The following is a 14,356-nucleotide window of genomic DNA, read 5'->3' on the forward strand; positions in this document are numbered from 1 at the left end:
TCTCACGCGCGGAACTGCCCCAGGCTGGCCTTGAGCTGCGCCGCCAGGTCATCGAGCACCTTGCTGCTGGCGGTGGTTTGCAGCACCACCTCGGCAGCCCGCTCGGCCTGGGCGTGAATGGTCTGCACCCGGCCACGCACGGCCTGCGCGCCATGAGCCTGCTGCTCGGCCGCACGGGTAGCCAGGCCAATCGCCGCATGCACCTGCTCAACCGATGCCTGCACCGATTGCTGCAAGCGCGCGTTGTCGCGCAGCACCAGCAGGCCTTCGCTAGCCTGGCGCCCGGCCTGGCTGATCGCCGCCACTGCCTCTTTGGCGCCCTGCTGCAATGCGCCGATGTGCGCCTGGATATCGCCGGTCGAGCTTTGGGTCTTGCTCGCCAGTGCTCGCACCTCATCGGCCACCACGGCAAAACCGCGCCCGGTTTCCCCGGCGCGCGCCGCTTCGATGGCAGCGTTGAGCGCCAGCAGGTTGGTCTGTTCGGCAATGCCGTGAATTACCGTCAGCACCACCTCGATCTGCTCACTTTGCTGGGCCAGGCGCTCGATGACCTTGGAGCCGGTCTCGACCTGCCCGGCCAGGTCTTCGATAAGCTTGGCCACTTGGGTGGAAGTGCGGCTGTTCTCGTCGGTGGCCTGGCGAATATCCACCACCTGCTGCAGGGCCGATTGCATCGCCTGGCTTTCGGCCTGGGCCTCATCGGCCATACTCGACAGGTCGCGCAGGCTGGCGGCAACTTCATCACGCTGCAGCTCGGCAGCAGCATCGGCGCCGGCATTGCGCTGGGTCATGGCGCCGATCTCGATGCCGGTACGCTGGGCCACTTCGCCAGCCTCACGCACAATAGGCTGCAGCTTGGCGACGAACTGGTTGACCGCCGCCGCCATGTCGCCGATCTCGTCGCGACTGTCGATGGAAACACGCTTGGTCAGATCACCCTCACCCGCCGCCAGGTCGTTCAGTGCCGCAATCAGCAGGCGCAGCTTGTTGACCACGCGCCGCCCCAGCACCACGGCGACCACCAGCAGCACGCCCAGGCCGACCAGGGCCAGCCCCACACCGATGTTCCAGCGCAGGGTCGCGGCCGCGTCCTGAACGCTTTGCGAGGTGTTGGCCTGCATACCGGCAGCACTGCCCTGCGCTGCCTCCAGGCGCGCGCGCAAAGCCTTGTTGCTGTCGGCGGCGGCACCCACCAGGCTGTCGCCGACCAACTGATCACCGCTGGCGATCAACGCCGAGAAGCGCTTGTCCAGCGCCACCAGCTCGTGGTCGACCACGGCCGTGGAAATGCCCATCAATACCTTGCCGATCTCGACCCCGTTAGGGTTGATCGAGGCCTCGACGAAGTACACCGAAGGGTCGTTGCGCGCGGCGTCCAGTACCTTGTCCAGCGCCCGCTCGCCCTGGCCCTTTTCCAGCAGCGCCTGGTTGATCGGGTTCTGCCGGTTGAGGTAGCGGGTCAAGTGCTGACCCTGGGCGTCGTCGTACACCACGAACAGCACGCTAGGGTTGCGCTGGGCCCGGCGGGAGAACTCCGACAGGGTCGGCACGTCGTTGTCCCACATGGCCCGTGGCGCCACCGAGGCGAGCAGTTCGGCCATGTCGTTGGCCGAATCCTTGAGGTTCTTTTCCAGGGTCGCGCGCAACTGCGCCTGCTCATCCTGCAAACGCGTGGACAAACCTGCGGTCAGGCGCTGGCGGGTACTGGCGGAGAGGCTGTCGAGCCCGGAGCTGACTTCGCGCCCGGCCTGCTCAAGCTCGGCGGAAAGTTGCTGGCTGTCGGCGGCCAGACGCTTGCCCAGATCGGCCTCAAGGGCTGTGACCGTGCTCCGGGTCAGCGCGACCGCGACCAGCACTTGCACCAAAAGAGCGATACCGAGGGCAACAAAGACAGGCCGCAACAGGCGGCTTCGTAACAGTGAGAGAACGGCGGACACGAAAGAACCCTCTACTTCTGGGGCCATTAAAGTGATGGCACCACTGGAGTGATTCTTACAGCAAAGGTTGTGCCGATCAGCCGACAGAAACGACAAAGACCCCTATCAAGGGGCCTTTGTCTTTACATCAGTCGCGAATCAGGCGAACGGATGACGCAGCACGATGGTCTCGTTGCGGTCCGGGCCGGTGGAGATGATGTCGATCGGCGCGCCGACCAGCTCTTCCACACGCTTGATGTAGGCACGGGCGTTGGCCGGCAGTTCTTCCAGGGTCTTGGCACCCAGGGTCGACTCGCTCCAGCCCGGCATTTCTTCGTACACCGGCTCCAGGCCGATGTAGCTGTCGGCGTCGGTCGGGGCATCGATGACCGCACCGTTCTCGTTCTTGTAGCCAACGCAGATACGGATGGTTTCCAGGCCGTCGAGCACGTCCAGCTTGGTCAGGCACAGGCCGGAGATGCTGTTGACGTCGATGGCGCGACGCAGGATCACGGCATCGAACCAGCCGCAACGGCGGGCGCGACCGGTGGTGGCGCCGAACTCGTGACCACGCTTGGCCAGGAAGGCACCGACGTCATCGAACAGTTCGGTCGGGAACGGGCCCGAGCCAACGCGGGTGGTGTAGGCCTTGGTGATACCGAGGATGTAGTCCAGGTACATAGGGCCAACGCCCGAACCGGTAGCGATGCCGCCAGCGGTGGTGTTGGAACTGGTCACGAACGGGTAGGTACCGTGGTCGATGTCCAGCAGCGAGCCCTGGGCGCCTTCGAACATGATGTCCTTGCCGGCGCGACGCAGGTTGTGCAGCTCGGCGGTGACGTCGAGCATCATCGGCTTGAGCAGCTCGGCGTATTCCATGCACTCGTCCAGGGTCTTCTGGAAATCGATTGCAGGTTCTTTGTAGTAATTGACCAGCACGAAGTTGTGGTAGTCCAGCAGCTCGCCGAGCTTGGCAGCGAAACGCTCGCGGTGGAACAGGTCACCGATGCGCAGGCCGCGACGGGCAACCTTGTCTTCGTAGGCCGGGCCGATGCCGCGACCGGTGGTGCCGATCTTCTGCTCGCCACGGGCTTTTTCACGAGCCTGGTCGAGGGCCACGTGGTAGGACAGGATCAGCGGGCAGGAAGGGCTGATGCGCAGGCGCTCGCGCACCGGTACGCCTTTCTCTTCGAGCTTGTTGATTTCACGCAGCAGGGCGTCCGGTGCTACCACCACGCCGTTGCCGATCAGGCACTGCACGCCTTCGCGCAGCACGCCCGACGGGATCAGGTGCAGCACGGTCTTCTCACCGTCGATCACCAGGGTGTGGCCTGCGTTGTGGCCACCCTGGTAGCGCACTACGGCGGCAGCATGTTCGGTCAGCAGATCAACGATCTTGCCTTTGCCCTCATCACCCCACTGGGTGCCCAGGACTACGACATTCTTACCCATAACACTTGTCCTCATTCGCGCAAACTTGGCGCCGGCTCGTGCCGGCGGGGAATCTCAAATGGCCAGCGGCAGAACCTGCCAAAGCCCGTTTTGCTGAATCAATTGCCGATCGCAATCCGCCTCTACGGCGGCAGTCAATGGCTGCCCAGGCAAGGCCTGAACCACCCGCTGACCTTCACTGCGCAATTGGCAGACCAACTGCCAGAGTGCCGCATCGCTGCTGTCGGGCATCCAGATCCCGCCAGACGGCAATACCACCTCGGCTCGCCCCAGTGTGACCAGGGTCTTCAAATCCGTGGAGAAACCGGTGGCCGGGCGTGCCCGGCCAAAGTCCGCTCCGATGTCGTCGTAACGACCGCCCTGGGCGATCGACTGACCGACACCCGGGACGAACGCGGCAAACACCACACCGGTGTGGTAGTGGTAGCCGCGCAACTCGCCCAGGTCAAAATACAGCGGCAGCCCGGGATAACGCGTGGCCAGCCGCTCGGCGATCGCCATCAGGTCATCCAGTGCCGCCAGTACCGCAGCCGGTGCACGGCCCAGGCGCACGCGCGCCTCGGCCAGCACTTCACGGCCACCGCACAGCTCGGTGAGCGAGCGCAACATAGCGGCGAGGTCCGCTGGCAGCTTGGCAGTCAGCTCGATCACTTCGTCGACGGCCTTGCGCTGCAGGGCATCGAACAACTGCTGCTCGATTGCTCCGGACAGACCGGCGGCGCGGGCCAGGCCACGGTAGATACCGACATGACCGAGGTCCATGTGCACGTCCGGCACATCGGCCAGTTGCAGCATGGCCAGCATCAGGCTGATCACTTCGACGTCGCTGACCGGGCTGGCGTCGCCGTACAGCTCGGCACCGAGCTGGATCGGGCTGCGCGACGTCGACAGCGCCCGCGGCAAGGCGTGCAGCACGCTGCCGGCATAGCACAGGCGGCTCGGGCCTTCACGACGCAGGGTATGCGCATCGATGCGCGCAACCTGTGGAGTGATGTCGGCACGGAAACCCATCTGCCGGCCCGATTGCGGGTCGATGACCTTGAAGGTCCGCAGGTCCAGGTCCTGGCCGGCACCGGTGAGCAGCGATTCCAGGTACTCGATATGCGGGGTCACGACAAAGTCATAACCCCAGCTCTGGAACAGATCCAACACCTGCCGACGCGCGATCTCGATGCGCGCCGCCTCAGGTGGCAGTACTTCTTCGATGCCATCTGGCAGCAGCCAGCGGTCTACCGTTGCCATTACGCCATTTCCCCTATGGTCCGGGCGGCTTGCCCACGGGCGAGCCTTGAGTGAAGCAGGTATCGGCAAACAATGGCGCGCAGCACCGATTCCAGCGCTACCGCCGTGCCTATACCCTCGAATACCTTGGGCTGCTCTGTAGACCCGAACCGGGTTTGAACCGTTCGATCTTGCAGACGCAAAAAAGCCGGGAATTTCCCGGCTGCCGCATCATACACCCGTTTTCTCGCGGGATCACCCCGCCAGGCGTTTTAGCCGCCCGGCGGGGTAGATGCTTATGGCTTGGACTTGCCCATGAAGCGGAAGAAGTCGCTGCTCGGATCGAGCACCAGCACATCGCTCTTGTCGGCAAAGCTCTCGCGGTAAGCCTTGAGGCTGCGATAGAACGCGTAGAAGTCCTGGTCCTGACCGTAGGCCTTGGCGTAGATCGACGCCGCCTGGGCATCACCGTCACCGCGGGTTTCTTCCGATTCCCGGTAGGCTTCGGCCAGCAGAACCCGGCGCTGACGATCGGCGTCGGCACGAATGCCTTCAGCCAGCTCGTTACCCTTGGCACGGTGCTCGCGGGCTTCACGCTCACGCTCGGTGCTCATGCGCTCGAACACGCTGCGGTTGACTTCCTTGGGCAGGTCGATGGCCTTAACGCGAACGTCGACCACTTCAATACCCAGCTCCTTGCTGGCCATGCGGTTCAACGAGGCAGTGATGTCAGCCATCAGCGCGTCACGTTCACCGGAGACCACTTCGTGCAGGGTGCGTTTACCGAACTGGTCACGCAGGCCGCTTTCCAGACGGCGCGACAGACGTTCGTCGGCAATCTGCTTGAGGCCCGAGGTTGCAGTGTAGAAACGCTCGGCATCCTTGACCCGCCACTTGGCGTAGGCATCGACCATCACCGCTTTCTTTTCCAGGGTCAGGAAGCGCTGGGTCGGGGCGTCCAGGGTCATCAGGCGGGCGTCGAACTTGCGCACCTGGTTGACGTAAGGAACCTTCACATGCAGGCCGGGCTGGACATCAGCCTGGACCACACGACCAAATTGCAGGAGTACCGCACGCTCGGTCTGGGCCACGATGTAGAAGCTGTTCCAGGCCACGATCCCCAGCACCACGGCCACGATCAGGGCGATCAGCGATTTATTGCTCATCAGCGGCTCTCCCTAGTACGCAACTGTGTTTGCTGCTGTTGCAGTTCCGCCGCACGGGCCGCATCAGCGTTGGCCGAAGGCGCAGCGCTGGTGGTCGGCGCAATACGCGAACCACTGTTCTGGATCATCTTGTCGAGCGGCAGGTACAGCAGGTTGCTCTGACCGTCCTTGCCGGAGACCAGGACCTTGCTGGTGTTGCTGTAGACTTCCTGCATGGTGTCCAGGTACAAGCGCTGACGGGTCACTTCAGGGGCCTTGCGGTACTCGGCGACCAGCTTGGTGAAGCGGTCGGCCTCACCCTTGGCGCGCGAGACGACTTCGTCGCGGTAACCGTTGGCGTCCTCGATGATCCGCTGGGCCTGACCACGGGCTTCTGGCACCACGCCATTGGCGTAGGACTCGGCCTGGTTGCGGGCACGCTGCTCGTCTTCACGGGCACGGATCACGTCGTCGAAGGCTTCCTGCACTTCACGCGGGGCTGCCGCGCTCTGTACGTTGACCTGGGTGACGGTGATACCGGTACGGTAGGTATCGAGGAAACGCTGCAGGCGCTCCTTGATTTCCACGGCCATCTGCTCACGACCTTCGGTCAGTACCTTGTCCATTGCGGTGGAACCCACCACATGACGCAGGGCGCTGTCGGTCGCGTGCTGCAGGCTGACTTCAGGCTGATCGACGTTCAGCACGAAATCCTGCAGGTTGGTGATCTTGTACTGCACGGTCAGCGGCACCTCGACGATGTTCTCGTCTTCGGTCAGCATCTGCCCCTGCTTGGTATAGGCACGTTCGCGGGTAACGTTCTCCATGTACTTGCGATCGATCGGCGGGAAGTAGATGTTCAGGCCCGGCCCTACGGTTTCGTAGTATTTGCCGAAGCGCAGCACGACTGCCTGCTCCTGTTCGTCGACCACGTACACGGCGCTGTACAGCCAGATAGCTGCAAGCACGGCGAGACCGATACCGAGCAGGCCGAAGCCACCGCCCTTGCCGATGCCGCCATCACCACCGCGTTTCTTGCCACTGCCGAACATGCCGTTCAGGCTGTCCTGCAGCTTGCGGAAGGCCTCGTCGAGATCCGGTGGCCCTTTCTTGTCGCCACCACGGCGCCCGCCCCACGGATCCTGATTGTTCGAGTTGCCACCCGGCTCATTCCAAGCCATAGCGCTCTCCATCTGATAAAGCAAAGACGCGCCCACGGCGCGCCGTCCAATGCTACAGAATGCCTGTCACGGCTGCCCGACCGCGTCGCCGGGCATTTATTGCAAAGTATGTTGCTCGATGAACTCCAGCGGCTGCAAACCTTCGCGGCTGACCAGGCGGTTCAACTCCACCCGCGGCAGTCGCACAGCCAGCAGGCTGCTGCCTTCATCGTCGTGCTCTTCGCTCTGCACCGCACCCAGTTCAAAGAACTGCGCGCGCAGCCGGGCAAAACGCTGCTCAAGGCGCAAGGTACCGACAAACAGGTCATCCCCCAGCAATTCGGCGACCGCCTGCCCCACCAGCTCCAGCCCCCGACCATCGCGGGCCGAGACCCAGACCCGTTGCGGCTTGCCATCGGCATCGCGCTGAATCTGCGGCTCGACGCCTTCAAGCAGGTCGAGTTTGTTATAGACCTCGAGGATCGGCAAGCCTTCTGCACCGATCTCTCCCAGTACCGCCATGACCTGCTCGATCTGCGCCATGCGCTCAGGCTCATGGGCGTCGATCACGTGCAGCAGCAGGTCGGAGTTGCTCGACTCTTCGAGCGTAGCCCGAAATGCCTCGACCAGCTTGTGCGGCAGGTGACGAATGAAGCCCACGGTGTCGGCCAGCACGATCGGCCCGAGGTCGTCGAGCTCGAGCCGGCGCAAGGTCGGGTCGAGGGTCGCGAACAACTGGTCGGCAGCGTAGACCTCGGACTGGGTCAGGGCGTTGAACAGCGTGGATTTGCCGGCGTTGGTGTAGCCGACCAGGGAAACCGAAGGGATATCCGCCCGTTTACGGCCACGACGAGCCTGCTCACGCTGGCTGCGGACCTTCTCCAGGCGCGCCTTGATCTGGCGCAGGCGTACCCGCAGCAGGCGGCGGTCGGTTTCCAGTTGGGTTTCACCCGGGCCGCGCAGGCCGATACCGCCTTTTTGCCGCTCAAGGTGAGTCCAGCCACGTACCAGCCGCGTGCTCATGTGCTCGAGCTGGGCCAGTTCGACCTGCAGCTTGCCTTCATGGGTACGCGCCCGCTGGGCGAAGATATCGAGAATCAGACCGGTGCGGTCAAGCACGCGACACTCGAAGACTCGTTCGAGGTTACGTTCCTGACTGGGGGTGAGGGTGTGATTGAAAATCACCAAATCTACCTGTTCGGCGTTGACCAGGTCGCGCAATTCTTCGACCTTGCCGCTGCCAATCAGGTATTTGGCGGTGGGCTGATGTCGCGCCACATTGGCGAACGCGACAATATCGGCCCCAGCCGACAGTGCCAGCTCCTGAAACTCCTGCGGATCTTCGCGCGCCTCAGGGTTCTGACCTTCCAAGTGAACGAGGACTGCCCGTTCACCACCACCGTGGCGCTCAAAGAACAAAGCAGACTCCTATCAGGCGTTACCTGGCTCAGCGTCGCCTTGCTCGGATTCGGTTGCGCTAGGCAGACGGATCGGACGCACAGGGACAACTGTCGAGATGGCGTGTTTGTAAACCATCTGGCTGACGGTGTTCTTCAGCAGAATCACGAACTGGTCGAAGGATTCGATCGTGCCTTGCAGCTTGATGCCGTTAACCAGATAGATCGAAACCCCAACTTTTTCTTTTCTCAAAGTATTCAAGTAAGGGTCTTGTAGCGAATGCCCTTTTGACATATGCCGCACTCCTGTAAGGATCAATAGTAAAAAAATCAAAGAAAAACTGATGGCTCAAGCCGCCCCACCCCAAGGATAGACGGCAATTGCAAGGACTCAGCTCAATATGGAGACCGATCCAAGGTATTTCAAGGTGCGAGACAGATTGTCGCAGTCCAGGCTGTCCAGCCAGTGCAGGTCAGCCCAACTACGCAACCAGGTGAACTGCCGCTTCGCCAGTTGGCGAGTGGCAATAATGCCGCGCTCCTGCATTTCAACTGAAGTCAACTTGCCATCAAGGTAATCCCAGACCTGGCGATAACCAACCGCCCGTATAGACGGCAGCCCCGCGTGCAAGTCACTTCTGGCTCGCAGCAATCGGACCTCGTCAACGAAGCCCTGTTCCAGCATTTGCCCGAATCGTAGCGCAATCCGCTCGTGCAGTATGTGCCGATCGGTTGGCGCAATGGCCAGGCTGGCGACAGTATAGGGCAATTGTCCCGCTGCGGACGCGCCTGCGGCGCTACTTTGCGCGGATTGACGCTGACGATGTTCGGTCATCGTCAGGCCGCTGACCCGGTAAACCTCCAGCGCGCGGATCAGCCGCTGCGGGTCATTGGGATGAATACGCGCCGCCGACTCCGGGTCGACCGCCGCCAGTTGCTGGTGCAGGGCGTGCAAACCCAGGCGCTGAACCTGCTCTTCGAGCTCGGCACGCACGTGCGGGTCGGCCGCCGGCATGTCCGCCAGGCCTTCGAGCAATGCCTTGTAATAAAGCATGGTGCCGCCGACCAGCAGCGGAATCTTGCCGCGCACGGTGATCTCGGCCATGGCCTCCAGGGCATCACGACGAAAATCGGCGGCCGAATAGCTTTCGGCCGGGTCGAGGATGTCGATCAGCCGGTGCGGATGGGCGGCGAGGATCTCTTTCGACGGCTTGGCGCTGCCGATGTCCATGCCACGGTAGACCAGCGCCGAATCGACACTGATCAGCTCGCACGGCAACACCTTGGTCAGCTCGATGGCAAGGTCGGTCTTGCCCGCCGCAGTCGGGCCCATCAGGAATATCGCGGGGGGTTTGCCGCTCATGTCATCGACCGCGCAAGAACAGTTTGTCCAGATCGTCCAGGCCCATCTGGGTCCAGGTCGGCCGGCCATGGTTGCATTGACCGCTACGCTCGGTGTTTTCCATATCGCGCAGCAGGCCGTTCATTTCAGCGATGGCCAGGCGCCGGTTGGCGCGGATGGCGCCGTGGCAGGCCATGGTCCCGAGCAGTTCGTTCAGGTGCGCCTGAATGCGGTCGCTGGTGCCGTACTCCATCAGGTCGGCCAGTACGTCCTGGACCAGGCGATTGGCCTCGGCCTGCTTGAGCAGCGCCGGAATCTGCCGGATCGCCAGGCTTTCCGGGCCCAGGCGCTGCAACTCGAAGCCCAGGCGCTGGAACCACTCGGCGTGCTCTTCGGCGCAATCGGCTTCGCGCTGGCTCAAGGCCAGGGATTCGGGCACCAGCAGCGGCTGGCCGCTGAGGCCTTCGCTGGCCATGGCCACCTTGAGGCGCTCGTACATGATCCGCTCATGGGCGGCATGCATGTCCACCAGCACCAGGCCGACGGCGTTTTCAGCCAGGATATAGATGCCCTTGAGCTGGGCCAGGGCATAGCCCAGCGGCGGGATGTCGCCCTGGCCTTCGGGCAAGGCTGGCGGTGCTGCCTCGGCCAGCGGCGCGAAAAATTCCCGGTACACACCCTGGGCCTCGGCCGCAGGCAAGGCCTGGGTCGGCCTTGGCGTGTACTGGTATTGATAACCGGCGCCACTGCCATTGCTGCCCACGGACGGGCGCAGGCCCGGTTCAGCGGGCGGCTGCTCCAGCAGATTGGCGGCCAGGCGCATCTCGCCCTGGGGGCCGAATTCACCGGCCTGAATACCGCTCGGGCGGACGATCTCGCTGCTGGCAGCGGGCGCGGCCAGTTGGTCTTCCGGGCGTACATCGGCCAGGGCGCGGTGCAGGGTGCCGTACAGAAAGTCATGGACCATGCGCCCGTCACGAAAGCGTACTTCGTGCTTGGTCGGGTGCACGTTGACGTCGACACCGGTAGGGTCGACCTCGAAAAACAGCACGAAAGTCGGGTGCCGGCCGTTGAACAGCACATCACGGTAGGCCTGGCGCACGGCGTGGGCGACCAGCTTGTCGCGCACCGCGCGGCCGTTGACGAAGAAGTACTGCAGATCAGCCTGGCTGCGCGAGAAGGTCGGCAACCCGACCCAGCCCCACAGGTGCAGGCCGTTGCGCTCGACCTCGATCGGCAGTGCCTGCTCGAGGAAACCCGGGCCGCAGATTGCCGCGACACGGCGAGCGCGCGCGGTATCGTCATGGGCTTCATGCAGGCTGAGGATGCTCTTGCCGTTGTGGCGCAGGTGAAAACCCACATCGAAACGCGCCAGCGCCAGGCGGCGGATCACTTCCTGCAGGTGATCGAATTCGGTTTTCTCGGTCTTGAGGAACTTGCGCCGTGCCGGGGTATTGAAGAACAGGTCACGCACTTCCACCGAGGTACCGACCGGATGCGCCGCCGGCTGCACCCGCGGGGCCATGTCGCGGCCTTCGGTTTCCACCTGCCAGGCCTGTTCGGCGTCGCGGGTACGCGAAGTCAGGGTCAGGCGGGCGACCGAGCTGATCGACGCCAGCGCTTCACCGCGAAAACCCAGGCTCATGACCCGCTCAAGGTCTTCCAGGTCGCGGATCTTGCTGGTGGCGTGGCGGGCAAGGGCCAGCGGCAGGTCGTCAGCGGCGATACCACCACCGTCGTCGCGAACGCGCAGCAGCTTGACGCCGCCCTGCTCGACTTCGACGTCGATGCGCTTGGCGCCGGAGTCCAGGCTGTTTTCCAGCAGTTCCTTGATCACCGAGGCCGGGCGTTCGACCACCTCACCGGCGGCAATCTGGTTAGCCAGCCGCGGGCTGAGCAGCTCGATCCGGGCACTGCTGCTCATTGCTGGGCCGCCAGTGCCGTGGTCGGGATGTTCAGGTGCTGGCCGACTTTCAGTTCATCGGTCTTCAGGCTGTTGGCACTGCGCAGGCTGGCGACGCTGACCTGATAACGCACGGCGATCATCGCCAGGGTCTCGCCCGGGCGCACCGAATGCTCGCGCGGGCCCTGGGCGATCTTGCCGCTGTCACGCAACCAGGCCACATAGGTGCCCGGCGGCGGGTTCTGCTGGAAGAACTGGCGTACGCCACTGTGAATCGAACGCGCCAGCGACTGCTGGTGGCTTGGGGTGGCCAGCTTGGCCGCCTCGTTGGCGTTGGAGATAAAGCCGGTTTCCACCAGGATCGACGGGATGTCCGGCGATTTCAGCACCATGAACCCGGCCTGCTCGACGCGCTGCTTGTGCAGCGGGGTGATGCGGCCCATGTTGCCCAAAACCTTCTGGCCGACGTTGAGGCTGGAGCTCAACGAAGCGGTCATCGACAGATCAAGCAGCACGCCGGCGAGCATGCGGTCCTTGTCATCGAGGCTGACGTTGCCGGCCCCCCCGATCAAGTCGGAGCGGTTTTCGCTATCGGCCAGCCAGCGTGCGGTTTCCGAGGTAGCGCCGCGATCGGACAGGGCGAACACCGAGGCACCGAACGCGGCCTTGGACGGCGCGGCGTCGGCGTGGATCGAGATGAACAGGTCAGCGCCCTTCTTGCGGGCAATCTCGGTGCGTTTGCGCAGCGGGATGAAGTAATCGCCGGTACGGGTCAGCTCGGCGCGAAAGCCCTTCTCGGTGTTGATCTGGCGCTGCAGCTCCTTGGCGATGGCCAGGACGATGTCTTTTTCATGCTGGCCGCGCGAACCGGAGGCACCCGGGTCTTCACCGCCGTGACCGGCATCGATGGCGATGACGATGTCACGTTTGCCATTGGGCACCGGGGTCAGCTTGATCGCCGGTTGCGCCGGCGTGACCGGTACCGCAGGGGTGGTTGCCACCGGCGGTGTGGGCGGTGGCGGCGCGGCATCGGCTTCCTGGTCGAACAAGTCGACTACCAGGCGGTTACCGTACTGGGCATTGGGCGCCAGGGTGAAGCTCTTGGGCGTCACCGACTTTTTCAGGTCGACCACCACGCGCAGGTCGGTCGGCGTACGCTGGGCCGAGCGCACGCTGGTAATCGGGGTATTGGAGGTGGACACCGACAACGGCGCAGCCAGGGTCGCGCCATTGATGTCGATCACCAGGCGGTCCGGGGCGGTCAAGGTAAACACGCTGTGCTGCACAGGGCCCGAGAGGTCGAAGACCAGCCGTGTGTTATCGGGCGCTCGCCATAAACGCACACTTTTGACTTGCGTGACGGCCAGAGCGTTAACGGTCACTACCGTAAGCAGCAGTCCTACGACAGAAACCAGTGCGCGAATGCGCATACCTATCCCCATTTTCTATTTGAATTCCAAGGCCAGAGCGGCACACCAGGCTTCGCCACGTGCCCCCTGCGGCGACAGGTTGAGCGAACGACCGCCCGCCTGGGGGCTTATGGTAATGGTCAGGTCGGGCTTTGGCAAAATGCCTGCCCCTTTTTGCGGCCACTCGAACAGGCACAAGGCGTCACCTTCGAAATAATCGCGGATGCCCATGAATTCAAGCTCCTCCGGATCGACCAGACGATAGAGGTCGAAGTGGAAGGCACGAATGTCGTCAATCTCGTAAGGCTCAACCACAGTAAAGGTAGGACTCTTTACCGCACCTTGGTGGCCGAGGCCGCGAATAATGCCCCGCGACAGGGTGGTCTTGCCGGCCCCCAGGTCCCCTTCAAGAAAAATCACACCGTGGCCTTTGGTCACTTCGGCAATACGCTTGCCCAAATTCACCATGGCCTCTTCATCGGCCAAAAACAGGGTTATGCCAGACACGCTGAATGTTCCTCCAATAACTGACGAATTGCCGGGACCATGTCGCTGGCGGCCAGGCCACGGCCCTGCGCGCCTAGGCGCTCGCCGGCGCAGGCATGCAGCCAGACGCCCAGACAGGCCGCGTCCCAGGCCGACATGCCCTGGGCCAGCAAAGCGCCGAGCACGCCGCTGAGCACATCGCCCAGACCGGCGCCGGCCATGGCCGGATGACCACGCGAGCACAGCGCCAACTGCCCGGCCGGATCGGCGACCAGGGTGCCGGCGCCTTTGAGCACGCATACGACCGCGTATTTGCGTGCGAGTTTGCGCGCCGCCCCGGGCCGGTCGGCCTGTACCGCTTCGGTCGATACACCGAGCAGGCGCGCAGCCTCGCCCGGGTGCGGGGTAATGATGCTGCCCTTGGGCAGCGGCAAGGGTTGGCGCGCCAGCAGGTTGAGGGCATCGGCGTCCCACACTTGAGGCAGTGGGCTGCTGGCCACCGCCGACAACAGGCTGCGCCCCCAGGCCGCCTGGCCCAGGCCTGGACCTGCCACCAGCACCGAGGCCCGCTCGATCGGCGCCATCAGCTGGTTGGCCGAATGCACGCCCAGGCTCATCACCTCGGGCAGGCGGGCCATGGCCGCAGGCACATGCTCAGGCCGGCTGACCAGCGATACCAGGCCGGCGCCGCAGCGCAACGCCGCTTCGGCGCTGAGCAGCACCGCGCCGCCAGTGCCGCGATCACCACCGACCACCAGCACATGGCCGAAGTCGCCCTTATGGGCGTCAGCAGGACGTGGCGCCAGGGGCGCAAGGGTGACGCTGGTGAGCCGATGGGGCTCGTTTGCGGGGTGTTTGGTCTGAGGCATGGGTCAAAGGCTCTGATGTCTGGCAGAATTATACGCACCTGAGTCCGTATTGCCTT

Annotated in this window: 12 protein-coding genes; all 12 read right to left on the reverse strand. The window is 63.7% G+C overall.

All coding sequences use genetic code 11. The features are described 5' to 3' along the window. Window positions 1–2: 2 nt before the first annotated feature. The 12 genes from BLR26_RS00730 to BLR26_RS00785 all read right to left on the reverse strand — a co-directional run bounded on the left by BLR26_RS00730 (window position 3) and on the right by BLR26_RS00785 (window position 14,300). Complete coding sequence (locus tag BLR26_RS00730) at window positions 3–1,937, reverse strand: methyl-accepting chemotaxis protein (RefSeq protein ID WP_093387181.1); 1,935 nt, start codon at window positions 1,935–1,937, stop codon at window positions 3–5. Between the two features lie 138 nt (window positions 1,938–2,075). Further along, window positions 2,076–3,368: an adenylosuccinate synthase gene (locus BLR26_RS00735; protein ID WP_010221599.1), complete on the reverse strand. Its 1,293-nt coding sequence runs from the start codon at window positions 3,366–3,368 to the stop codon at window positions 2,076–2,078. A gap of 54 nt (window positions 3,369–3,422) precedes the next feature. After that, on the reverse strand, window positions 3,423–4,610 hold the full coding sequence (locus BLR26_RS00740; RefSeq protein WP_045193730.1) for an ATP phosphoribosyltransferase regulatory subunit: 1,188 nt from the start codon (window positions 4,608–4,610) through the stop codon (window positions 3,423–3,425). Window positions 4,611–4,885: 275 nt separating this feature from the next. Further along, on the reverse strand, window positions 4,886–5,755 hold the full coding sequence (hflC, locus tag BLR26_RS00745; RefSeq protein WP_045193732.1) for a protease modulator HflC: 870 nt from the start codon (window positions 5,753–5,755) through the stop codon (window positions 4,886–4,888). Then, entirely contained in the window at window positions 5,755–6,915 is a 1,161-nt protein-coding gene (gene hflK / locus BLR26_RS00750; RefSeq protein ID WP_045193733.1) for an FtsH protease activity modulator HflK, read from the reverse strand. The genes hflC and hflK overlap by 1 nt, the downstream gene beginning before the upstream one ends. A gap of 96 nt (window positions 6,916–7,011) precedes the next feature. Next, complete coding sequence (gene hflX, locus BLR26_RS00755; protein WP_010221595.1) at window positions 7,012–8,313, reverse strand: ribosome rescue GTPase HflX; 1,302 nt, start codon at window positions 8,311–8,313, stop codon at window positions 7,012–7,014. A gap of 12 nt (window positions 8,314–8,325) precedes the next feature. Continuing rightward, a complete protein-coding gene (gene hfq / locus BLR26_RS00760) occupies window positions 8,326–8,586 on the reverse strand; it encodes an RNA chaperone Hfq (RefSeq protein ID WP_010221594.1) in 261 nt (86 codons plus the stop codon). 96 nt (window positions 8,587–8,682) lie between these two features. Further along, a complete protein-coding gene (gene miaA / locus BLR26_RS00765; RefSeq protein WP_093376717.1) occupies window positions 8,683–9,654 on the reverse strand; it encodes a tRNA (adenosine(37)-N6)-dimethylallyltransferase MiaA in 972 nt (323 codons plus the stop codon). A gap of 1 nt (window position 9,655) precedes the next feature. Further along, on the reverse strand, window positions 9,656–11,557 hold the full coding sequence (gene mutL / locus BLR26_RS00770; protein ID WP_045193737.1) for a DNA mismatch repair endonuclease MutL: 1,902 nt from the start codon (window positions 11,555–11,557) through the stop codon (window positions 9,656–9,658). Next, the gene (locus BLR26_RS00775) at window positions 11,554–12,978 is read right to left on the reverse strand and encodes an N-acetylmuramoyl-L-alanine amidase (RefSeq protein ID WP_213602626.1); all 1,425 of its coding nucleotides are present in this window, start codon (window positions 12,976–12,978) and stop codon (window positions 11,554–11,556) included. Before BLR26_RS00775 ends, mutL begins: the two co-directional genes overlap by 4 nt. Window positions 12,979–12,981: 3 nt before the next feature. Then, on the reverse strand, window positions 12,982–13,452 hold the full coding sequence (gene tsaE, locus BLR26_RS00780) for a tRNA (adenosine(37)-N6)-threonylcarbamoyltransferase complex ATPase subunit type 1 TsaE (protein ID WP_093376720.1): 471 nt from the start codon (window positions 13,450–13,452) through the stop codon (window positions 12,982–12,984). Beyond that, the gene (locus BLR26_RS00785; protein ID WP_093376724.1) at window positions 13,440–14,300 is read right to left on the reverse strand and encodes an NAD(P)H-hydrate dehydratase; all 861 of its coding nucleotides are present in this window, start codon (window positions 14,298–14,300) and stop codon (window positions 13,440–13,442) included. Before BLR26_RS00785 ends, tsaE begins: the two co-directional genes overlap by 13 nt. Window positions 14,301–14,356 lie beyond the last annotated feature (56 nt).

The organism is Pseudomonas sp. UC 17F4, from assembly GCF_900101695.1.
Lineage (GTDB): Bacteria > Pseudomonadota > Gammaproteobacteria > Pseudomonadales > Pseudomonadaceae > Aquipseudomonas.